The following is a 21,734-nucleotide window of genomic DNA, read 5'->3' as shown; positions in this document are numbered from 1 at the left end:
TACAAAACCGGGCTGGTTTCAACCCGGCTGGTGTTGATCGTGTAAGAGCTGCTGGTCGCTGACCCGCAGCCAACGTGAGCCAGGAATCCCCCTGCAGTTCAGCTGGGGGAGGATTCAACGCACAGGAAAACGCCGGCCGGTGCCGGCCGGTGCCGGCGGCTGCTGCCCGGGGTACGCGGCGGGTCGCCCGCGACTGCGTACGCATGGGCACTACAAGGCTGTTCACCGCGCCGCACCTGGCGAGCGGTGCGGTGATCGGCTCCCTGCACGCCGCGCCATGCAGGGCCCCAGCCACGAAGTGTCGTCGAGACTGTCCGGGAGCCGGTCAGCCAGGTGGGACCACCGGGCGTCAGCCGGGGTGCGGCGCACAGTCACCACACCGGTTTGGCGTGGTCGTCCTCGGGACGTGGGGATGTACGTGCGAGGGCGTTGTCAGTGGTGACAGGCAGGATGACGGACATGACGACACCCGTTGCGCAGATCGTGGATACCGCCGCCTACGTGCAGGCGGTCGCGGACGCAGTGAAGGCCGCGGCCGCTTACTACGCGGGCGGTACCTCGCCCCTGGATGACGAGGCCTACGACCGGCTGGTGCGGGCGATCTCCGCGTGGGAGGCCGATCATCCCGACCAGGTGCTGCCCGACTCGCCGACCGGAAAGATCGCCGGCGGCGCGGCCGAGGGCGACGTGCCGCATACGGTGGCGATGCTGAGCCTGGACAACGTGTTCTCGCCTGAGCAGTTCGCTGCCTGGACGGCCTCGCTGGCCCGAAGGATCGGCCATGAGGCGGAACGCTTCAGCGTCGAGCCGAAGCTCGACGGGCTTGCCATCGCCGCCCGCTACTCCCAGGGCCGGCTGGCCCGGCTGATCACCCGTGGCGACGGGACGGCCGGGGAGGACGTCTCACACGCGATAGGCACCATCGAGGGACTCCCGGACGAGCTGGCCGAGCCGGTCACGGTGGAAGTACGGGGCGAAGTGCTGATGACCACCGCCCAGTTCGAGCATGCCAACGAGGTGCGCACCGCACATGGCGGGCAGCCGTTCGCGAATCCGCGCAACGCCGCAGCAGGCACGCTGCGTGCCAAGGACCGTGCGTACACGGTGCCGATGACGTTCTTCGGCTACGGCCTGCTGCCGCTGCCCGACACCGGCGACGTCCTGGCCCAGCGGCTTACCGCCCTCGCGCACGGTGAGCTGATGGCTCTGGCCGCCGAGCTCGGTGTGAACACGACCGCCACCACCCTGGTGCCTGGCGTCACGGCTACCACCGACGACGACGTGCTCACCCGCATCAAGGAGATCGCCGCGCTGCGCGCCGAGCTGCCATTCGGTATCGACGGCATCGTCATCAAGGCCGACCTCGCAGCCGATCAGCGGGCCGCGGGCTCCGGATCGCGGGCCCCGCGGTGGGCGATCGCCTACAAGCTGCCGGCCGTCGAGAAGATCACCCGGCTGCTCGAGGTGGAGTGGAACGTGGGCCGCACCGGCATCATCGCCCCACGCGGCGTCCTGGAACCGGTCGAGATCGACGGCTCCACCGTCACCTACGCCACGCTCCACAACCCGGCCGACATCACCCGCCGCGACCTGCGCCTGGGCGACCACGTCATGGTCCACCGCGCCGGCGACGTCATCCCCCGTATCGAGGCCCCGGTCGCCCACCTGCGCACCGGCGACGAGAAGCCGATCATCTTCCCGGAGGTGTGCCCGCGCTGCGGCTTGGGCATCGACACCAGCCAGGAGCGCTGGCGGTGCGAGCAGGGCCGCAACTGCCACCTGGTCGCCTCCCTCTCCTACGCCGCGGGCCGCGACCAGCTCGACATCGAAGGCCTGGGCACCACCCGCGTCGTGCAGCTCGTCGAGGCCGAGCTGGTCACCGATCTCGCCGACCTGTTCGCCCTGACCCGCGACCAGCTTCTCGGGCTGGAGCGGATGGGCGCCACCAGTACCGACAACCTGCTGGCCGCCCTGGCCGCGGCCAAGACGCGGCCGCTGTCGCGGGTGCTGTGCGCCCTTGGTGTTCGCGGCACGGGCCGCTCCATGTCCCGCCGCATCGCCCGACACTTCGCAACCATGGACAACATCCGTGCCGCCGACGCCGACGCCCTGCAGCAGGTCGAAGGCATCGGCGCCGAAAAGGCACCCGCCATCGTCGCCGAACTTGCCGAACTCGCCGGGCTGATCCACAAACTCGCAGCAGCCGGGGTGAACATGACCGAACCCGGCGCCACTCCCCCATCGGCGGCCGCCGACGACACCACCCGGACCGCCAAAGGCCCAGACGGCGTCCCGGCCGGAGGTCCGCTCGCCGGGATGACCATCGTGGTCACCGGAGCGATGACCGGGCCGCTGGAGCCGCTCAGCCGCAACCAGATGAACGAACTCATCGAACGGGCCGGCGGCCGCTCCTCCTCCAGCGTGTCCAAGAAGACCACCCTGGTGGTCGCCGGCGATAACGCCGGGTCCAAGCGCGCAAAAGCCGAAGACCTCGGCGTCCGCCTCGCCACACCCGACGAATTCGCCGCGCTCGTCGCCGACTATCTCAACTGACCACGGCTGGTGGGCGGCCAAGAGTGTCGCCTTCCCGGCGCCTGCAGGTGCGGAACGACGATCGGCAGCTCGGTAGCCGCGTCCAGTCGGGACACGAGGCGGGGGCGGTCCTGAAGGTGAGGGGGCCGCGGCGGTGGTTGGAGTTTGAACTCGGGGACGACAGGCCGCATTGCCCCTCCTCCAGTGCGATGGCGATCATTCGGCGCCTTCGGCGTCCGAGCGAGGCCGTGCGCCCAAGGCCGGGCCTTCAGCGGGCTCACACCCGTGAACATGACCCGATGAGGCCGCCGATGCCCTCAGGTCATGGCGCAGAACACGCCCGCGAAGTGCACCAGCGGCCGGGCTGCCGCCTGGTGCTCGAAGTGTCGGGCGTCGCCGACGAAAATGGTGTGGTCCCCTCCGGGGAGTGCCGCCGACACATCGCACACGACACAGGCGATGGCGTCCTTCAGCACCGGAACACCGTGCTCCTCACTGACGCTCACACCCGCGAACTTGTCCTTCTTGGAGGTCGCGAAGTTCTTGGCGAGCGCTTGGCTGCCTTCCCCGAGGATGTTGACGGCGAATCGTCCGTGCTCGGCGATCGCGCTACGGGTGAAGAGGTGGTTGTTGATGCAGACGATCAGCTGCATCGGGTCCATCGAAAGGGACGTGACGGCACTGACCGTTATGCCGATGGGGGCGTCCCCCGACCGGGTGGTGATGACACTGACCCCCGATGCGAGTCGGCTCATCGTGGCCCGGAAGGCGTCCTTCATGTCAAGGGTTTCGGGCATCTCAAGGCTCTCGGACATCGGTAGACCTCCCTGAAGATTGATCTGAGCCCTGTGCGAGTGAGTTGCAGCGTGCTCCAGTGCCCACTGATGACGGGGAAACTGATGTGATCCACGCAGCGAAGCGGGTATTGCGTGTGTTCCGAGTGGTGGCGGCGAGTCAATGCCTCAGCCGGCCCACCAGGTCCCTGATCTCTGTCGAGGGCTGGACGCTCCGGTCGGCCGGAAGCCTTTGCAATGGAAACCGCCTTTCACCACAGGCAACGCTCACCGGCGAGGGCTCAGCCCTGGCCGGGGGCGAGAACGAAGGTGTACCGCAGCAGGGTGTACGGCTGGTCCGTGCGGTCGCTGTAGGGTCCGGTTCCGGCTTCGTGGGAGGCGAAATCGGCCACGAGTGAGTCCTTGACGCCGAAGACCGGGTCCTGCTCCAGGTATGGGTCGTCGGAGGGAAACAGCATCGTCGTCACCCGCTGGAAGCCGGGCGCGTCGATGACCACGTGGACATGAGCGGGGCGCATCAAGGACCGGTCCGCGGCCCGCATGAGCTCACCCACCGTTCCGTCACCCGGAATCGGGTAACTCGCCGGACGGATGGAACGAAAGGCGAAGCCACCCTTGCCGTCACTCCGCAGCAGGGCGCGCATCGCGGTCTCCTGCAGGCCCGGGACATCGACGTCGTAGTGGCCGTCGGAGTCGCTGTGCCACACGTCGACAGCCGCGTCGGCGACCGGCTCGCCCTTGTGGTCGGTCACCAGACCCTCGAAGAAGAGCGGGATACCTGTGAGGCCCGCGGAGATGTCGGCGGCGTGGGAGTGCTCCGGCCGGTCCTCGCGGAAGTAGGGGCCGAGGACGCTGTTCTCGGTGGCCACGGACTCGCGCTGGTGGTTCAGCGCGTCCACCAGCATGGTGACGCCCAGGACATCGGAGAGCAGGATGAACTCCTGCCGCGTCGGGGTGCACAGGTGACCGGTGCGGGTGAGGAAGTCGATGCCGGTGGCCCACTCCTCTTCGGTCAGTGCGACTTCGCGGACGAAGGCATGGGCGTGACGGACGAGCGCCTCGAGAATCTTGGCCGTACGGGGGTCCTTGACGCCGTCCAAGGTGGCGATCACCTCATGGGTGATGGTTTCACTGTTGAGGTCACGCATGAGGGGGCTCCCTGGTGATGAAGTTCTTGTCGCGGAAAGTGCGCAGGAGAGGATCAGACTGCGGGGCGTTCGCCGGCCCACGCCCGGGTCAGCAGCGCCCTGGCCGATGAGCGGTCCACCGGGCGCGGATTCCAGTAGGCGTTCTGGACGATCAGATCGGCTGCCTGGTCGATCCCCGCTTCCGGCATGCCCAGGTCCCTCAAGGCGCGGGGGGCACCGAGTTCTCCGACGAAGTCGAAGAGAGCGGCCGCTGTACCGCCCTCGGAGCCGGGAAGCGTGCGTGCGACGTGCTCGACGGCATCGGGCGCGGCTGCCGCATTGAAGGCGAGGACATGCGGAAGCACCACCGCGTGCGTCTCGGCATGGGGCAGATTGAACGTGCCACCCAGCACATGGCACACCTTGTGATGCAGCGCCATCCCGACTGACCCGAGGCAGGTACCGGCCAGCCAAGCGCCGTACAGTGCCCCGGCGCGTGCCTCCGGGTCGTCCGGGCGCCGTATCACCGTCGGCAGGGAACGGATCAGTGCGTCGACCGCCTCACCGGCCATGAGGTTCGCGATGGGGTCGTGGTCCTGTCCGTAGAGCGCCTCCACCGCGTGCGCCAAGGCGTTGACGCCGCTGACCGCAGCCACGGCGGGAGGAAGCGTCAGCGTCAGGTCGACGTCGTACACCACGGTCCTGGGGAGGACCTCGGGCAGTCGTCGCGTGGTTTTGCGACCGCCTTCGGTCTCCCCCAGGATCGGCGTCATCTCCGATCCCGCGTACGTCGTGGGCAGCGCCAGTTGCGGAAGCCCGGCCCTGGCCGCGATGGCCTTGCCGAGACCTATCGTGGACCCTCCTCCGACGGTGAGCACGCCATCGGCCTTGACCGACTGGACATACGCCACCGCCTTCTCCGTGACCTCGACCGGTGTGTGCATGGTCGCCTCGGCGAAGTGCCCGACCATCGCCGCGCCCAGGAGGTCACCCATCTCGGCAGACTGCGCCGCCTGGTTCGGGGTGGACAGCACCACCATGCGCTCGCAGCCCATGAGTACGACCTCGTCGGGGATACGGCTGCGTGTCCTCCTACCGAACACCACCTTGGTGACTTGTCCCCGATGAACGAACGCTCTCATCCGAATTCCTCACTCTGACACCGACTCATGCCTCCCGGGAGCCGTAGCGTGGGCGGGCCCAGAGGTTCCTGTCCGCGTCCAGCGGCATCCCACCCCACTTCCGACCCGCGCCACCTGCTCACCGCCCCGACTACCGAGTCGAAATGACCATCCGCTTCGCCAACTGTGAGCAGATCAATGCCGCAGTCGGGCCGCCCGCAACGGCCTGTCCCAGAGCCAACGCCCCAGGCCGACCAGGCCCTTGCGCTCCGTCAGGCACTCACCCAACAACGTGACAACGCCCGTTGAGGGCCTCCAGACCGCGTTCATGGACTGACTCCTGAATCGCCGGCGGGCGAAGCATGCTGCCGATGTGCTCGGCCCGCGGGATCCCGCGGGCCGAGCACATCGGTGGCGGTCACGCGTCCTGGGTCTTGATGTAGTCGGGCTGATCCTTGTCGTCCAGCGAGAAGCCCTGGTTGGCATCGGCGGCCCGAGCGCGCGCAGGCTCGGTAGCGACGGGAGTCACCGAGCCGAACAACTCCTTGCTCTCGGCGACGGCGCGTGCGGTCATCTCGTCGGAGGTGCCGAGACCGATTGCCTCGCGGGCCAGTTCGGTGATGGAGCCGCCGGGGTCGGTCGAGATGCGCTGCATCGTCAGCAGCTTGATGAGGAACAACGGCGTGCCCTGGAACCTCTCGAACGACCGGAAGCGCCCGGCCCAGTCGCTGAGGAACCGGTCCTGGACGAACTTGAAGAGCCGCACCTTGTCGTGCGCGCTCAGCGTCGTGCCGTGGAACATCTCCAGGAGCCTGGTGCCGATCCCGGGAACCTCGAAATCCCTCTCGCTCGGCGACAACACCGCTGAGCGGCCGCACATCTCCACGAGCTTCTCCGTCAGCCGGCCCACGTTCTCGAGGTAGTGCGCGCGGCCGAAGTCGTAGAAGATGTTGTTCGGCTTGCACAGCCCCCTGGGCGTCACGAACGCGGTCGCCTCCGAAGCGATGCTGAAGGCTCGCAGCGTCTCGTGGAAGCGGACGAGGTCGGCGAGGTCGGATCCCACGACCGGGTGTTGAGCCGTTCCGGTTGACTGTGCGATGAGGACCGCCAGTCCGGTCATGAGCTCCGCGTTGACGATCATGTGGTGCAGGGTGTCGGCGTGCTCGAAATCGAACGTACGCTGCGCATACAACCTGGAGTGATCGACGTTGCCCAGGTGGTAGATGTGCTCCCACGGGATGAGGACGTCATCGAAGTACGTCATGGAGTCGAGCTCGTCGCCGAGGCTTGACAACGGCCGCTCGGAGATGGACTGGGCGGGTGTGGCGTTGGAACGTCGTCCCACGTGCGTGACGTTCGGGTGGTTCACCGGGACGCTCGCCCAGATGATGTGCTCCGGTTCTGTCCCGGGCTTCACTATGTTGCCGAGCAGCATCGTGTCGGCAAATATGACCGCGGTGGAGACCCCCTTCCAGCCTTCAACCACGATGCCCTCGTCATTGCGCTCCTTGACACGGAGCATCGGGTTGCGTGCGGCCACGGCGGGGTCCGAGCGGTCGCGCTGCACGTCGTTGAGCAGGGGGACCGTCCAGAGGTCCGCGTCGCGGTTGGCCTCGAAGTCCGCGACGATGTTGCGGGCGAGGTCGACGCTCGCGGGCGTGTCCTTGGACAGCTCAGCCCAAGGGGCGGTGTCGTCCACGAGGGCGTACCAGTTGCCGTTGTTGCTCTGAGGGAGGCGGCCGAACGCGCCGCCGCCAAAGCTGCGGATCACCTGGTTGGCGTAGTCGCGCCGGCGTTCGAGGTCGTGCTGGTTTCGCGGATACAGCCAGCCGATCGGGCGTCGCGTGCCGTTCTCGTCGACGAAGGTCAGGGAGTCCTGGTTTTCGGGCTCGTGATGCAGGTCATAGAAGCGCGCTGCTTGCGCGGCGTAGCCACGGGTCAGAGGATGCGTAGTCAGATCCTCGATGCGCTCACCGTCGATGATGACGTTGCGCCCGTCGCGCAGATTTTCCAGGTACTCCGAACCGGTCCTCATGGTTATGCCTCCAGTTCTCCAGGGACGCGGCTCATCGTCGCGGTCACGGCGTTAACCGACTGCGAAGAGGGTGTTAGCTCGGCGTTTAACCGCGATCTTGCGTGACGGTTCGTCAACTCGCTGGCGGACCCTTTCTGCTCGTTGGGAGTGGAGATTTCTGTTTGTGGGCAGGTTGATGGCTTACGCCATGGCGCTGCGCGGCCGGCAACCCCGGCCTGGGGACAAGTGACATCTGGACGATCGACCCGGCGATGGCGATCTGATCCTGGACGAGACCGACGATACGGTCCTAGGACTCCAGGACGATGCACGGAAGCTCGGGGAAGACGCCCCGTCGGGTCCGCTCGTCACGGCGGGAGCGGATCGTGGTGGCCGAGCCGGTCGTATCGGCGAACGCCTGGTAGGAGCAGCCGAAGCGCAGGAGCTGGAGCAGCTTGCCGAACACGACCCGCTCACTGATCCGCGGGCAGTGACAGCCCAGCGGGTGAGCCGATCGTAGACCGGCCGCTGCGGCAGCAGCGTCGCGAATCGGTCCCAGAGGGCTTCGGTCAGCCATGATGGCGGGGCAGGCACAGACCTCCCGGTGATCACAGAGCGTCGCAACTCCATGATCAGCAGGTTCTGTGCCTGTGCTACTACCGAGGTATCGCATCGCGCCTAACGGCGCGAGCCCTTATCGGCGTAGTTGGGTGACAAGCCGGCGAACCTCGTCGGACGGCGCGACGCCGAGCTCCCTCATCCGTGCGACGTACCGCCGATAAAGCGCCAACGCTGCGTCATCGCTGCCGCTGGCATACTCAAGCTGGATCGCGAGCTGCCAGGCCTGCTCGCGGTAAGGATCGTCGCGGAGCACGTAGTCGACCAGACCCTTCGCCTCACGAAGACGGTTCAATCGAAAGGCCAACTTGGCTGCGTCGACTCTGGCCGACAGTAGGATCCCGGTCAGAGCCACGCGACGCTCCGCGACCCATTTACCTGACATAGTTGCCAGAAAAGCACCCCTCTCTGCACTTCTGAGGGCGTGCAAGAGCGTCTGGAGTCGCACCTCTCCGTCTTGCCTTCCGGCTTGCGCGACGATGTCAACAGCTCGCTGGGCCGAGCCCATCGCCAGCTCCGGGCCGACCAAACTGAAGACGTCCCCATCCTGCGACGGTCCAAGGTCTGCGGGGAGCGCCTGGCGGAGCCGGAAGAGGGCCTGGCGCAGGTAGCTTCGACTGGCAGCATCGTTGCGGCCGCCGAAGAGCGCGCCGAGAAGCTCATCGCGTGTGGCCCTCCGGTCAGGGCTTCCGAGTAGATAACTGAGCAGCTCCACACTCTTCGTCAGGCGGGGCTGGACCACCTTTCCGTCGACCGTGAGGGTCGGCTCTCCGAACTCCTCGAGGACGAGACGTGGCGCACTCACATTCACGCGCACGGGGTGCTGGCCCGACAGCACGTCGAGGATCTCGTGACAGTGCGACATGCGACTGGACTTGGTGTCGGCGGCTCTGGCCGCAACCGATGGCATGTCCGCCAACGCTGTCAGCAGCAAGTGCTGAGTCCCGTGGGCCGAGGCAGAGACGAAGGCCAGCTCTGCCGTAGCGTCGGACTCATCCTCGAGGCCGAGCCGCCATTGCGCCTCGGCCAGGTACACCGCAGCCGTCGGGATCTCGAGCTGGCGGTCTCCTTTCTGCATACTCAGCAGGCACGCCGAGAGATGCTCCTCCGCCTCAGCATCTCTGCCTTGCAGCAGCATGGAAAGACCCGTCCAAAGCTGCCACCCCTCGCGAGTCAGGGCATAGTCCAAGACGCCGTTGGCAGCAGCCGCCGCCAGCACGCGATCGGCACGTTGCCTGTTGCCTTCGAGGCGCAGCCACAGCTTGGCTTCAGCGAGAAGGCTCATGTTCTGGAACACCTTCGAGCCTGTTGACTCAATGAGGTCCCGCCCCCGCTTGAGCAAGGACCAGGCTTCTTCACCGCGGCCGAGGTCCAGCATGAGATCGACGGCGTCGACGGCATGCAACCAAACCGGCTGCGACGAACTGCGACGAGGCTCGTACATGGCCATCGCGGCGTCCAAGCGCCCTGTGGCTCGCAGTGCAGCAACGACCCAGGGACCTCCGAGGACAGTGCGCCACGGGTCGAACGAGCCTGGGTCGTCGAGTCCGTCAAGGCGACCGCGGACGAAGGCCAGGCGCATCAGCAGACCGTCGACTGGGCCGGAGGGCATTGTTGAGTATTCCGGGAAGGGTGGCGGCTCCTCGCCGGTTGCGCCCGCGATCAGCGTGTCGGCGATGCGCCGGTTCCGACCAGGTGGCAGCTGGTCGCCGATGGTTCGGGCCTCGGCGATCCGTCCGGAGTGCCAAAGGCACCAACAAGCCAGGACGCGGGCCTCCTCGGAGTCGGGAGCCCCCGGCTCTGGAAGCCAGTCATAGCCGTGCCGATCGATGAACTCGACTCCGCGACCCCATTGCTCGAGTGCAAAGGCAACGCGCAAGACGACGGATCCGATCTCCGGAGTCGGGGTCCGGACCGACGCCCCCAGTGCGTCGAGCCACCGTGCCGCCGGGGCGAAGTCCATCCGCGCAACCAGGCTTGGGAGGGCGGCGGCGGCCAACCGCCCGGCCGCCTCCACGTCGTCGAGCCGAAGCAGTTCATCGACGGCTTCTTCGCGCGCACCGTTGGCGATCAGGACTTCTGCGTGTCTGCGACGCACTTCGCCGATCGTCTTGGTGTCTTCCCGCTCGAGAGCCACCTGTAGGAAGTCGCGGAACATGGGGTGGGGTGTCATGCGCGAACCATCGGCGGACCACGTCACCGGAAGATATCGGCCCCGGAGGTCGGCCATGATGTGCGCTGCATTCTCCTGGCCCAGTGCTCGGGCTCCGTCCACCGATATCTCGTGCAACGGACTTGTATGAAGCAGGAAGGTTCGTTCAGCCAGGGAAAGGGAGTTGAATATGTTGGCGGCGACGTAGGAGTGCAGTGAGTCGGGATCCATCTCGCGAGACCTGGCGTGGCGCCACCCCTTGAACAAGACGCCGGTGACCCATCCCCCTGTCGCGGCTACTGCCTGCGCGGGATCGACGTCGACATCATCGACTGTTCGAAGGGCCGCGCTCGCCTCCTGGACGTCGAAGGCAAGGTCACTCTCGACCAGCTCGCCGATCCGGTCGCGCTCACTGGTCGAGCCCCAGTCGAGCTGGACGTCGACGCGCGAGATCAGTATGAGGTTCGCGTCGGACGGCAGGTAGCGGGCGAAGGAGGACAGCACCGCGGTGCAGCTCTCGTCGGAAGCGATTCGCTCCACGTTGTCGCAGACCACAATGAGCCGACTGCCCTGAAGGCTCTCGGCAAGCAGTCCAGCTGCCTCGCCGATCTGAAGGCTGCTGCTCAGAGCATCCGAGGCGACATCCGCCGCACTGGGCACTATGTCCTCGACGGCCGCCTCGACATAGACGAGCAGACGCCCCGCCGCCCGCTCCGTCCCGTCGAGCGACACCCAGGCAACAGGCCTGTCGAGGTCGCGAACAGCCTGAACCACCGCGGTTGTCTTGCCGGCACCGGCGGTCGCAAAGACTTTCACCACCGTGTGGCGGTCGAGGAGCTCGTGTATGCGTTGGCTGAGCCTCTGGCGGTGGACTACCTCTTTCGCAGGCTCGGGGATTGCGAGCTTGCGTCTGATGATCGTGCGGTGGTGGCGACCTGGTGTCTTCGGCGCACTCGATCGACCGGGCTCGGAATCAACCATCGGAGCAACTTCGAGGATGTCCGGAGGAGCAGACTCCTCTCCCTGCATCCCAGGCCATGTGTTCCGACATCGCCCTACCTCCGCGCTTCTTGGTGCTCCTCGGGACCTTACGTGAAGCGCCTCGGGTTCGGTAGAGACTGGAACATTCGAGTCATGGCGCGAGCCTGCTGCTACCCCGCTTGACCACCGCCGTGCGGTGGGCATGGTTGCCGACGTCCTCGGCGGCTACCCGAACGAGTCTCCCGCGTTGAAGGGCGGTCGCCCAGAAGCTCGGGACGGCACCGAGCACGGCGCCAGATCGCCCCTTCCATCTACTACGCGCACAAGAGACGCCTGGCGTCCCCGTCCGCCCGTATAGCGCACGCACGTGCGGGGGTAGACCGCCGGAGGCCGGTCGGCTTGCCCACTCCGGCCCAGCGGACCGAACGCCTCGGATGCCCGAATACCCGGAAGGTGGTCCTGCGGCGGGCGCTGCCGATGCCGATCACCCGTCCATGGATGCGCGCAGGCAGGCAGCCGCGTGCGCATCCATGGACGAGTGACTGACCGACGGGCTCGGTCCGGCCGATGGTGGCCGTCTGCACCCCTGACAAGGCCGACTCGGCCCGTCCGGAGCCTCAGGGGCGAGAGGTCGCCTCTCCTGACCAGCGACGATGGCGACGAGCTGACACAGCCTGGCGAATCTTCCCGGCCTCAGCACTGGGGGGTATCGCTCCTACGTCGGTGGACTCGTGGCCAAGCCGTGCGGCTGACCGCCCCGTGGGCGCGCAGCGACCCTGCCTTTGCTGGGCGCGGCGCTACGCAGGGAGGCCGAGTCGCTCGCACAGCTCCGCCGCACGGATGCCGTACGTCTCGCGGATCGCGACGCCGTCAGGGCCGAGGACGAACACTCCGTAGTCGCTGTAGACATGCCTCACGCACCGGACGCCGGTGAGCGGATAGGTGCACTCGGGCACCAGCTTGGGCGCTCCGGACTTGGTGAAGAGGCTCATCATCACGAAGACCTGCTTGGCGCCGATGGCCAGATCCATCGCCCCGCCGACGGCCGGGATGGCGCCCGGCTCTCCGGTGTGCCAGTTGGCCAGGCTGCCGTCGTACGCCACCTGGTAGGCGCCGAGCACGCACACGTCGAGATGGCCTCCGCGCATCATCGCGAAGCTGTCGGCGTGGTGGAAGTAGGAGCAGCCCGGCGTCTCGATCACCGGAACTTTGCCGGCATTGGTGAGGTCGGGGTCAACCTCGGCGCCGTGGGCTGCGCGGCCCATGCCGAGCATGCCGTTCTCGGTGTGCAGGACGATGCCCGCGTCGGCGGGCAGGTGGTCGGCGATCTTGGTCGGCCGGCCGATTCCGAGGTTCACATAGGCGCCGGCCGGGATGTCGCGGGCGATGACGGAGGCGAGCTCATCCATCGACAGGGGGTGGTCGGCCGCCATGGGCGCTTCGACCATATGGCTGGTGCTCATCGTGCTCCCTCGACGGTGTAGTGGCGGGCCTCGACCTGGACAACCCGGTCGACATAGATGCTCGGCGTGACGATCGCCTCGGGGTCTAGGCGCCCGGTCGGGACGACCTCGCCGACCTGCACGATCGTCGTCGTGGCGGCGGTGGCCATGACAGGGCCGAAGTTGCGGGCCGTCTTGCGGTAGACCAGGTTGCCCATCCCGTCGCATTGATGGGCGCTGATGAGCGCGTAGTCTCCCTTGATCGGATACTCGAGCACGTACGTACGCCCGTCGATCTCGCGGGTCTCCTTGCCTTCGGCCAGCGGCGTGCCGACCGCCGTCGGGGAGAAGAAGGCGCCGATGCCGGCGCCGGCCGCGCGCATCCTCTCTGCCAGGCTCCCCTGCGGGACAACCTCGAGTGCGATCCTGCCCGCGTGGTACAGCTCATCGAAGACATAGGAGTCGACCTGCCGCGGGAACGAGCAGATCACCTTGCGGACCCGCCCCGCCTTGAGCAGTGCGGCCAGGCCGACGTCGCCGTTGCCGGCGTTGTTGGAGACGATGGTGAGGTCCTGCGCGCCCTGCCGGATGAGCGCGTCGATGAGGTCGAACGGCATCCCCGCCAGGCCGAAGCCGCCGACCAGGACTGTCGAGCCGTCCTGGATCCCGGCGACGGCCTCGTCGCACGACTCGAGCATCCGGGTCTTGCTCACGCTCCGACCTCCGTGTTCTCCAGCACGACGGCGAGCCCCTGCCCGACACCGATGCAGATCGCTGCGACGCCATACCGCTCTTTGCGCTCGCGCAGCACCTTCGCCAGCGTGCCCAGGATCCGGCCACCCGAGGCACCCAGCGGGTGGCCGATCGCGAGGGCGCCGCCCTTGGCGTTGACGATCTCCGGGTCGATCTTCCAGGCGTCGACGCAGGCGATGGACTGCACCGCGTACGCCTCGTTGAGTTCGACAGCGCCGACCTGATCCCAGGTGATGCCGGCGCGAGCAAGAGCTCGGTTGGCCGCCTCCACCGGGGCGTAGCCGAACATCTGTGGCTCCAGCGCCATCGCGCCACGGCCCGCGATCCGCGCGACCGGGTCCGAACCGATCACGTCGGCCGCACCCTCCGAGCCGAGCAGGAGCGCCGAGGCGCCGTCGTTGAGCGGCGAGGCGTTCCCGGCGGTGATGGAGCCGCCGTCGCGGAAGGCAGGTTTCAGCCCTGCCAGAATTTCCACCGTCGACGTCGGTCGGATGCCTTCGTCTCGGGCCAGGTCGGTGCCCGCGACAGGGGTCACCAGGTCGTCGTAGAAGCCCGCCTCCCACGCTTCGTGCGCCAGTCGGTGCGAGCGGGCGGCGAACGCGTCCTGACGCTCCCGCGAGATCCCGAACCGGTCCGCGAGTTGCTCATTGCACTCGCCCAGGCTCACCGTCCACTCCGCCGGCATTTTCGGGTTGACCAGCCGCCAACCCAGCGTCGTCGACACGGCCGCAAGGTCGCCTGCCGGGAAGCCCCTGGCGGGCTTGGGCAGCACCCAGGGGGCCCTGGTCATCGACTCGACACCGCCGACCAGCACCACTTCGGCATCGCCGGTCTCGATCGCGCGCGAGCCGATCATCGCGGCGTCCAGTGACGAGCCACAGAGACGGTTCACGGTCGTACCCGGCACGGAAACGGGCAGGCCAGCCAGCAAAGCGGCCATCCGGCCCACGTTGCGGTTCTCCTCGCCGGCACCGTTCGCGTTGCCCCACACGACGTCGTCTATTGCGGCGGGCTCCAGCTTCGGGGCTTGGGCAAGCACCGCGGTGATGGCGGAAGCTGCCAGGTCATCCGGCCGTACGGCGGCCAGGGCACGGTTGAAGCGGCCGAAGGGGGTCCGCGTCGCGGCGTATACGAAGGCGCTCATAGCACCGAAGTTAATGTGGTCGCCTAATATTGTGAAGTACACATATCCTCGCTGATTAAGACGGTGCACATATGGATCTCCGGCACCTCCGGTACTTCGTCGCTGTCGCCGAGGAGCGTCACTTCGGCCGCGCCGCGGAGCGGCTGCACATGGCCCAACCGCCTCTGTCCCAGCAGATCCGCCAGCTCGAGGCCGAGCTCGGCGTGGACTTGCTTCATCGCACCACCCGGCGTGTCGACCTCACCGCGGCCGGCCGCGCCTACCTCAAGCGCGCACGGGCGATCCTCGCCGAGGTCGATGACGCCGCCCGCCTGGCTCGCCGAGTCGCGGCCGGCGCCGTTGGGCATCTCACCATCGGCTGCGTCGGCTCGGCGACGTACAGCCTGTTGCCGGCGCTCTCGCGCCGGCTGTCGCTGGAGCTACCGGGGGTCGACTTCTCCTTCCGCGGCGAGATGTTGGCTCCGGACCAGGTGGAGGCGCTGCGCACCGGCGCCATCGACGTCGCCCTGTTGCGACCACCCGTCGCCGACCTCTCGCTCACTGTCCGAACGCTGCGCCACGACCGGCTCGTGGTCGCCGTGCCGGCCGACCATCCGCTCGCAAAACGGCCCCGGCTCCGCGCCCACGATCTGGCCGACGCCGATCTGATCATGCACTCGGCCGACCGCCGATCGGTGATGTACGGCGTTGTGCTGCGCCTGCTTCATGACGCCGGCGTCGAGCCGCACATCCGCCACGAGGTCGGCGAGACGTCCACCCTGATCACCCTCGTCGCCGGCGGCCTGGGCGTCGCGGTGGTGCCGGAGCCTGCGACCGCGCTGACGCTCGAAGGGGTGGTCTACCTGCCTCTGGCAGGTCCCACCGCCCGCGTCGAACTCGCCGTGGCCCATCGCGCGGATCGTTCCGAACCACACCTGGCCCGTACCGTCGAGGTCATCGAGGCGACGGTCTAGACCCAGCTGAGCGCTGGACGCAAGCAGCCGGGTCCTCGAGCGGACTGCCACCCAGGGCGGTGGCCTAGGTGTTTTGCCCTGAGAGGTTTGGGACGCGGCTGGCGGGTGGTTGGCTGTTCTGCGGGGTGTGTACGCGGCCCGGCAACGGCCTTCCGAGTTGCCCCGTTCCAGGGGAAAGTCCTACGTCGTGCAGCTCAGTACGCGTTTCTCATCACGGTTGCAAGTTGCCGTAGGGCCTATGCACGGTAGACCGAGGCAACGCCGAGATGCCGGGGCCGCCCCGGTGGTGGTGTCAGAAGCACCACGCGGGAATTCTACCGGTGGTAGAATCCCCGTATGAGTAAGCCGACGAGCATCAAGACCACGGAGGCCGTGCGCGATCGGCTGCGCATTCTCGCGGCGGAGCGCGGCACGACGATCACGGAGCTGCTGGAGGAGCTCGCCGCAGGCGAACTCACCGAGGCCGAGCGGGCAGAACGTGCCGCTGAAGCGGCGCGGGAGCTCGGGATCGACTACACCGCACAGGTCCGGGACGCAGGCCGGTCCGCCTGGGAGAAGATCCGCGCGCACCAGGGCGGCGCTGCTGCGTGAGCCTGACAGCCGTTTTGGATCACACCGCCCTGATCGCCCTGTACCGGGCAGACCACTTCTTCACCGGCCTGTACATCGAGGCCTCGCGCGGCACCGGGCGCGTCCTTGTCCCGTCGCTGTCCATACTGGCCGCCGAGCGCCAGACCCCTGGTTCCGGGACACATGCCGCATCGCTCCGCTTCGCCGAGCAAGTGCCGTTCACCTCGAACCATGCCCTGGATGCTATGGCTTGGCCGGACGCCGAGTGGCCGGTGGCCCACCCTGCAGCAATTGCCTGGCAGGGCGCCAAAACGGGTGATCCCGTCACCGTTCTGTCACTCGATCCTCAGCTGTATGCGGGCACCGGAATCATTCCGCTGAATCCCGCAGAGTAACGCCGAGCGGATACTGGCAGTGGGACTGGTGCACCAGCCCGGCACGCACGTGAACTCACTACCCGGGCTTGAAGCGAACCCCGTCCGGGCCGCCCAGACCGTCGCGAAACTGGCCGCACGTGATGATGCCCCAGTCCGCCTCCTGCTCGGCCGCGACGCCGTCCAGTACGCCGGCCTCGCCGCCCCGGCACTCGCCGAGACCGACGAGAAGTGGCGCCCGGTCTCCAAGTCGGTCTGGGACCGACCACTCCCCACACCGGACGGTCTGTCACTCACCCGGCCGGGCCGCCTGCGCAGAGACCGGGTCGAGAACGCTCACCTCCGCATTGGGGGGATTGAAGCGCCGACGGTGGGTGGACATGCGATCCGTGAGTCAGTCTCTGCGATCGACGTAGGGTCGGGCTTGGTGGCGAAGCGGCGATGTTTTGTCCCAGATATGCCAGCGTGCTCCGCACAAGGGATCCGTCTCGTAGGTCGCTTCTGCGGGAAACCCGTCGACCTTGACGCGCTCGCTCTTCGGGGGTTGGTTAAGCTTGAAATTAAAGGACACCCCCCGGTTCTTCGGACCGAGGGGTGTCCTTTTTGTGTTGGTGTTTGCCGACGGGGTGGCGGGGTGCGGGGCTGGTGGTGCGGCCTGGTGGGCGGCCAGGGCCGGGGCGGGTGGCTTTCGGCGGTTTCGCAGGAGTGCCCAGGATCTTGCGGATGCGGGGATAGCCGCGGCGGACCCGGCCGGGAGTGAGCTGATCCGATGTGAGGGGCTTCTCCCAGGGCCGGCGCAGATCGCCGGTGAGGGTGCGAGCGAGTCGGAGCTGGGTGTAGGCGGCGATCACCAGCCAGACCCAGCGGTCGGCCTGAGCGGGGTGACGCAGGCGGGGGCGGGTCATGCCCAGGGCCTGCTTGAAGAACCGGAATGTGTGTTCGATGTCGAATCTTCTGAGGAAGATCCGCCACAGGCGGTCGACGTCGTGAACGGTGGCGTCGGGGACCGAGTGCCATAGCCATAGCGGCTTGGGATCGCGGTTGCCGGGCAGGCGCTCGACCGCGAGGTGCACGAGCGTTCCCTCCACGTTAGGCAGGTCACCTGGGTGGTCGGCCCAACCGCCTTGGCGGCGTTCGAGCTTGGGGTGCAGGCGTTGCCAGCAGCGGGCGGTCACGGCGCCGAACCGGTCGTGGCGGGTGGTGGACTCCTGGATGGGTGCGGGGTGGGTGGCCGGATCGGCCAGCCGGAAGGGCGCGCCATGGCGCGGTTGGCGGCCTTTGGTGGGTCCCCTGCGGCGCCCTGGCGGGTGGTGCATGACGCGGTCGGCGCGGATCCGCCCAAGCAGCCGGACCGGCTCATCGCGCAGCAGCCACGTCAGCCGCACGATGTCATAGCCGGCGTCCAGAACGAACAGCACCGAGGGGTCGCCTTCGTGCCACTGACCGGCCTCGCGCAGGCACGCGAGCAGGTCCCGGACCTGAGCGGCGGTGACCTCAGTCAGGTCATCGTCCGGGCCGAGGCGGAGCGCGTCCAGCGGCCCGGTCCACGAGGTCCGTCCCCCGCCCAGCGCAGCGGCGACCTGATAGGGCCAGCCCGGAATCGTCTGCTGCACCCCGTCGCAGCGGCAGGGACGGTAGCAGTGCAGCCGGCCCGGCGAGCACTCCGCGTCCGGGCGCGGCCACGCTGTCACGTCCAGCGCGATCGAGATCTGCCCATCCGTCCCGCGCGGCAGCGTGAGCCCGGCCAGCGCCAACCGCAGCCGCGACACATCCAGGCGGCCCTGGGCGAGCGCGTCGTACATCGCCCCGTGCCCACGCCGGTGCACTGTCTCCAGCGACAACTCCGGTAGCGACACCACCGGCCCGCCCGCACACAACACCGCGTCCGTCAACTCGAACAACGCATCGGCACGGCGCGGCATCGCCGCGTACAACTCCATTCGAAAGGAGGACAGTTCAGCAAGTGCCTGCCGACGAGCGGCTCCAGGGACCACACTTAACACCGACGACCTCCCGGCCCGTTGTGCGACTCGACATCACACAGCGTGAAACGGAGGTCGTCGCCATGTCCGGCAGATCCCCATGTGAGTGAACGACTCGAACCTCAAACGATCACTGAGGGTTTAATTTCAAGTTAAGAGTGCCCGGCAGTAGGTGTTACTTGAGGCGTTTGGTGGTGGGGCGACTGTTCCATCGGTAGAGCGAGGTGGCGCGGCGGATGAGCATGCGGAGCGTGACGATAGCGGCGGACAGGTAGAGGTAGAAGTCGACGACCTGGCTGCGTTTCTCGGTGCAGCGTCGCAGTTTGCCGAAGCCGTTCATCCAGGCATGACTGCGCTCGACCACCCATCTCTTGCCGGCCTGGATCGGAGCGGGCACGCCCTTGACCTCATGTGCTCAGCTACGGCCGCGACCTGACGCCCTGACGGAAGAAGGGTGCCTCCCACCTGCGATGATCTGGATTGTCTAGATCAAAACCGTCGCAGAGAAGAGGCACCCGACAGGTGCAGGCTACCGAATGGGATCACCGGCTTGTCGTGCGGGCCGACGGCAAGAACCTGATCGGCCACGCGGGCGTGGTGCTGCTGCGGAGGGTCGCCGACCGCGTCGGCCTGGCCACCGCGCTGAGTGCAGCGTTACCGAAGGGCACCGGGCCGGGTCGGCGGGATCGGGGCATGGCGCTGGTCCAGCTGGCCTGCGCGATCGTGCTCGGCGCGACGAACATCCTTCAGGCCGAGCGGCTCCAGTACCACTGGCGGCCCGTGTTCCCGCGGCCGGTATCGGACAGCACCCTGCGCCGCACCCTGGCGGCGTTCGATACCCCGGTCGCGGCCCGGATCGAACGCGCCCGCGCCGCGATACGCCGCGTGGTGTGGATGCTGCTCGCCCTGCGCCCCGGCGGCTTCCCCTGGATCTGGGTCTGCAGCCGGGAGTTGACCGGCTGGTACGTCCTGGACCTGGACGCGACCATCGTCACCTGCACCAGCAAGAAGGAGGGTGCGGCGGGCACGTACAAGGGCACCTTCGGGCACATGCCGCTAGGGGCATGGGTGGCCAACACCCGCGAGTGCGTCGCGATGCTGCTGCGGCCGGGCAATGCCGCCCCGAACGACGTCGCCGACCACAAGAGCGTGCTGGCCGCCGCGCTGCGGCAACTCCCGCTGCCGCTGTGGTCGAAGCTGCTGGTCAGGATCGATGGGGCGGCCTTCAGCCACGAGACCCTGGACCACCTCCAGGCGCTGACCACCAGCCGGCGCCGGGTGCGCTGGGTGACCGGCTGGGCCATCAACGCCACGGACGAGCAGGCCATCGCACGGCTGCCCGAGAACGTGTGGACGGCCGCGCTGCGGCAGGACGGCGAGGTCCACGAGATCAAGGGCCCGGACGACGAGTGGATCTCCTACCAGGTCGCGGAGCTGACCGGGGTGCGCGACCTGACCGGCTGGCCCGACGGGATGCGGCTGATCGTGCGCCGGGTCAAGCCCTCCCGCCGTGATCTGAAGAAGCTGACCGCGTTCGAGAAGCACACCGGCTGGCGCTACCAGATCATCGCCACGAACATCCCCGCCCACCAGGGACTTTCCGGACTGCAGGGCTCCGGACAGGTGTGGTTCGTGGACGCCCTCTACCGTGATCACGCCGAGGTCGAGGACCGCGTCAAAGCAATCAAGCGGATCGGCCTCGGGCTGCTGCCCTCGAAGTCCTGGCAGCTGAACGCCGCCTGGGTGCTGGCCGCCACGCTCGCCGCGGACCTGGACGCATGGACCCGGCTCCTCCTCCTGCACGACGAGCCCGAACTCGCCGCCGCGGAGCCAGAGACGATCCGCACGAAGCTCTACCACCTGCCCGCCCGGCTCACCGCCCACGCCCGCCGGCGCACCCTCCACCTCGACCGCAGCTGGCCCTGGGCACACGCTTTCACTACCGCCTGGCAGCGGGCCACCCAACTCCCGGCCCTCACCTGACGGACAGTCACCACCCCGACGACACCGGAAAGGAGAGCACCACACCGCCCTCGGGCCCGTGGAACCCGACGCCCCCGCAGCGCATGCGAAGGCCCCCGCACCGACCGGCTGGACAAACCAGGGCAAGACGCCGGATCAGCCGGACCCATCAGGTCGCAGACGAATCGAGGTTGAGGGCGATCTCGCCGGTGAAGCCGAGTTCCGACAACGCGGCCCGGGTCTTGTGGCTGTCGTAGCCACGGTCCAAGTTGACATTGACCTGATCTGGCAGGGAACCCCGTGCCGTGGCGGACGGCCAATCACCCTGGCAGCGAGGGCCCTCTCCCCGCCCTGCTCCGCAGGAGTCCCATTCCTCCCGGCCTGAAGGCCGGGGCATCCTCGAAGGAACCCGGTGAACTGCGCGGACCTTGACCAGAGCGTCTCGCAGCTCACCGCTGCGCTCGCCGAGCACGGCCGCGCCCACTTCGAGACGGCGCCGCGCGCTGTACGGCCGCCGATCCCGGTGACCATCGCCGGGCCCGAACTGAGCGTCCCCGGCGGGGAGCGGATCTTCACGGCCGACCAGGGCGCCGGCCGGCGGACGGTCGTCTGGACGGTGTTGGCGCTTCTGTGCAGCGCAGTGTTCGTGTTGCTCAACCTGTACCTGATCTACCACCCCGAGCAGGCCGAGTACGAAGCCGGAACCGGGATCCCCGTCACGGTGGCGGCCCTCAGCGCGCTCGTCTTCTGGATCCAGGCGCGCTTCTCCTACGTCCGCTGGCGCAAGCCGTTGCGGCTGCGGATCGGCGCCGCAGGCATCGGCATGCGCGAGGTGTCCGGTGAGGAGAGGTACTTCCATTGGGCGCAGATAGCCACTGTCACGGTCGGGCCGCAGCACAGCTTCGCCCCCCACCCCTGCCTCACGGTGTGGCCGCTGCCGGGCGCCCACGCCCACGACCATCCCAGCCACCTGTCCGCCGGTCACCGGGCCTACGTCCTGGACCGGCTGGACCGGTTCCCGGGGGGGCGCGGAGGCAGTCGTGCCGGTGCTGCGGGCGTACGCGGCCGAGCGGTACGTCGCGACGGCGTGATCGCCCACGGAAAAGGAGTTCCGTCCCCTTGTTGACCGTCTTTCGTTCTGCTGATGTGTGACCCGGGTGCGTCGTTGGCTGTGCCGATCTGAGGTCTGGGGTTCGCGGGGGCTTGTCGTCCTTG

General features: G+C 67.9%; 15 protein-coding genes and 3 pseudogenes. 6 read left to right on the top strand and 12 right to left on the bottom strand.

The window, feature by feature from the left end; translation table 11 throughout:
* Positions 1-459: 459 nt before the first annotated feature.
* On the top strand, positions 460-2,553 hold the full coding sequence (ligA, locus tag ACWDA7_RS36825) for an NAD-dependent DNA ligase LigA (RefSeq protein ID WP_450610284.1): 2,094 nt from the start codon (positions 460-462) through the stop codon (positions 2,551-2,553).
* Positions 2,554-2,849: 296 nt separating this feature from the next.
* Here the strand turns inward: ligA and ACWDA7_RS36820 are convergent, their stop codons facing one another.
* The 9 genes and pseudogenes from ACWDA7_RS36820 to ACWDA7_RS36780 all read right to left on the bottom strand — a co-directional run bounded on the left by ACWDA7_RS36820 (position 2,850) and on the right by ACWDA7_RS36780 (position 14,678).
* Positions 2,850-3,347, bottom strand: a complete 498-nt coding sequence (locus tag ACWDA7_RS36820; RefSeq protein ID WP_450610283.1) for a flavin reductase family protein — start codon at positions 3,345-3,347, stop codon at positions 2,850-2,852.
* Positions 3,348-3,607: 260 nt separating this feature from the next.
* Positions 3,608-4,474 carry a dioxygenase family protein gene (locus ACWDA7_RS36815; protein WP_450610282.1) on the bottom strand — a complete coding sequence of 289 codons (867 nt, stop codon included), beginning with the start codon at positions 4,472-4,474 and terminating at the stop codon, positions 3,608-3,610.
* A 53-nt stretch (positions 4,475-4,527) separates the two neighbouring features.
* The gene (locus ACWDA7_RS36810; RefSeq protein ID WP_450610281.1) at positions 4,528-5,595 is read right to left on the bottom strand and encodes a maleylacetate reductase; all 1,068 of its coding nucleotides are present in this window, start codon (positions 5,593-5,595) and stop codon (positions 4,528-4,530) included.
* Between the two features lie 397 nt (positions 5,596-5,992).
* Positions 5,993-7,609, bottom strand: coding sequence for a 4-hydroxyphenylacetate 3-hydroxylase N-terminal domain-containing protein (locus tag ACWDA7_RS36805; protein WP_450610279.1), 1,617 nt, complete (start codon positions 7,607-7,609; stop codon positions 5,993-5,995).
* 292 nt (positions 7,610-7,901) lie between these two features.
* Positions 7,902-8,182: pseudogene (locus ACWDA7_RS36800) on the bottom strand (transposase); the annotation flags it as partial.
* A gap of 100 nt (positions 8,183-8,282) precedes the next feature.
* Positions 8,283-11,339 (bottom strand): BTAD domain-containing putative transcriptional regulator, encoded by a 3,057-nt coding sequence (locus ACWDA7_RS36795; protein WP_450610277.1) that lies wholly within the window; start codon positions 11,337-11,339, stop codon positions 8,283-8,285.
* Positions 11,340-12,136: 797 nt separating this feature from the next.
* Positions 12,137-12,802 (bottom strand): CoA-transferase, encoded by a 666-nt coding sequence (locus ACWDA7_RS36790; RefSeq protein ID WP_450610275.1) that lies wholly within the window; start codon positions 12,800-12,802, stop codon positions 12,137-12,139.
* Positions 12,799-13,479, bottom strand: a complete 681-nt coding sequence (locus tag ACWDA7_RS36785; RefSeq protein ID WP_450610289.1) for a 3-oxoacid CoA-transferase subunit A — start codon at positions 13,477-13,479, stop codon at positions 12,799-12,801. The genes ACWDA7_RS36790 and ACWDA7_RS36785 overlap by 4 nt, the downstream gene beginning before the upstream one ends.
* 11 nt (positions 13,480-13,490) lie before the next feature.
* A complete protein-coding gene (locus ACWDA7_RS36780) occupies positions 13,491-14,678 on the bottom strand; it encodes a thiolase family protein (RefSeq protein WP_450610287.1) in 1,188 nt (395 codons plus the stop codon).
* Positions 14,679-14,749: 71 nt separating this feature from the next.
* Here ACWDA7_RS36780 and ACWDA7_RS36775 point away from each other — a divergent pair, with 71 nt between their 5' ends.
* From ACWDA7_RS36775 to ACWDA7_RS36765, 3 genes are all read left to right on the top strand, one after another.
* Positions 14,750-15,631 (top strand): LysR family transcriptional regulator, encoded by an 882-nt coding sequence (locus ACWDA7_RS36775; RefSeq protein ID WP_450610273.1) that lies wholly within the window; start codon positions 14,750-14,752, stop codon positions 15,629-15,631.
* Positions 15,632-15,967: 336 nt separating this feature from the next.
* Complete coding sequence (locus tag ACWDA7_RS36770; protein ID WP_450610271.1) at positions 15,968-16,222, top strand: hypothetical protein; 255 nt, start codon at positions 15,968-15,970, stop codon at positions 16,220-16,222.
* Complete coding sequence (locus ACWDA7_RS36765) at positions 16,219-16,596, top strand: PIN domain-containing protein (RefSeq protein ID WP_450610269.1); 378 nt, start codon at positions 16,219-16,221, stop codon at positions 16,594-16,596. Before ACWDA7_RS36770 ends, ACWDA7_RS36765 begins: the two co-directional genes overlap by 4 nt.
* A 539-nt stretch (positions 16,597-17,135) precedes the next feature.
* Here the strand turns inward: ACWDA7_RS36765 and ACWDA7_RS36760 are convergent.
* Together ACWDA7_RS36760 and ACWDA7_RS36755 are read right to left on the bottom strand one after the other, a co-directional pair.
* Entirely contained in the window at positions 17,136-18,569 is a 1,434-nt protein-coding gene (locus ACWDA7_RS36760) for an NF041680 family putative transposase (protein ID WP_450610285.1), read from the bottom strand.
* 163 nt (positions 18,570-18,732) lie between these two features.
* Positions 18,733-18,960 (bottom strand): annotated as a pseudogene (locus tag ACWDA7_RS36755) (IS5/IS1182 family transposase); the annotation flags it as partial.
* Positions 18,961-19,079: 119 nt separating this feature from the next.
* On the opposite strand from ACWDA7_RS36755, the gene ACWDA7_RS36750 reads away from it, so the two are divergent.
* Positions 19,080-20,540, top strand: coding sequence for an IS1380 family transposase (locus ACWDA7_RS36750; protein WP_450610267.1), 1,461 nt, complete (start codon positions 19,080-19,082; stop codon positions 20,538-20,540).
* Between the two features lie 175 nt (positions 20,541-20,715).
* On the opposite strand, the pseudogene ACWDA7_RS36745 reads toward ACWDA7_RS36750, so the two are convergent.
* Positions 20,716-20,817, bottom strand: a pseudogene (locus tag ACWDA7_RS36745) (IS5/IS1182 family transposase); the annotation flags it as partial.
* A 114-nt stretch (positions 20,818-20,931) separates the two neighbouring features.
* Between ACWDA7_RS36745 and ACWDA7_RS36740 the strand changes: the two are divergent.
* Positions 20,932-21,645, top strand: coding sequence for a hypothetical protein (locus ACWDA7_RS36740; protein ID WP_450610265.1), 714 nt, complete (start codon positions 20,932-20,934; stop codon positions 21,643-21,645).
* The last annotated feature ends 89 nt before the right edge of the window (positions 21,646-21,734 follow it).

It is taken from the genome of Streptomyces sp. NPDC001156 (genome assembly GCF_053598275.1).
This window is presented reverse-complemented; position numbering and strand designations above follow the sequence as displayed.

Bases quoted from the DNA above. Each gene is read 5' to 3' on its own strand.
- ligA (WP_450610284.1), top strand. From the start codon at position 460: ATGACGACACCCGTTGCGCAGATCGTGGATACCGCCGCCTACGTGCAG.
- ACWDA7_RS36820 (WP_450610283.1), bottom strand. From the start codon at position 3,347: ATGTCCGAGAGCCTTGAGATGCCCGAAACCCTTGACATGAAGGACGCC.
- ACWDA7_RS36815 (WP_450610282.1), bottom strand. From the start codon at position 4,474: ATGCGTGACCTCAACAGTGAAACCATCACCCATGAGGTGATCGCCACC.
- ACWDA7_RS36810 (WP_450610281.1), bottom strand. From the start codon at position 5,595: ATGAGAGCGTTCGTTCATCGGGGACAAGTCACCAAGGTGGTGTTCGGT.
- ACWDA7_RS36805 (WP_450610279.1), bottom strand. From the start codon at position 7,609: ATGAGGACCGGTTCGGAGTACCTGGAAAATCTGCGCGACGGGCGCAAC.
- ACWDA7_RS36795 (WP_450610277.1), bottom strand. From the start codon at position 11,339: ATGGTTGATTCCGAGCCCGGTCGATCGAGTGCGCCGAAGACACCAGGT.
- ACWDA7_RS36790 (WP_450610275.1), bottom strand. From the start codon at position 12,802: ATGAGCACCAGCCATATGGTCGAAGCGCCCATGGCGGCCGACCACCCC.
- ACWDA7_RS36785 (WP_450610289.1), bottom strand. From the start codon at position 13,479: ATGCTCGAGTCGTGCGACGAGGCCGTCGCCGGGATCCAGGACGGCTCG.
- ACWDA7_RS36780 (WP_450610287.1), bottom strand. From the start codon at position 14,678: ATGAGCGCCTTCGTATACGCCGCGACGCGGACCCCCTTCGGCCGCTTC.
- ACWDA7_RS36775 (WP_450610273.1), top strand. From the start codon at position 14,750: ATGGATCTCCGGCACCTCCGGTACTTCGTCGCTGTCGCCGAGGAGCGT.
- ACWDA7_RS36770 (WP_450610271.1), top strand. From the start codon at position 15,968: ATGAGTAAGCCGACGAGCATCAAGACCACGGAGGCCGTGCGCGATCGG.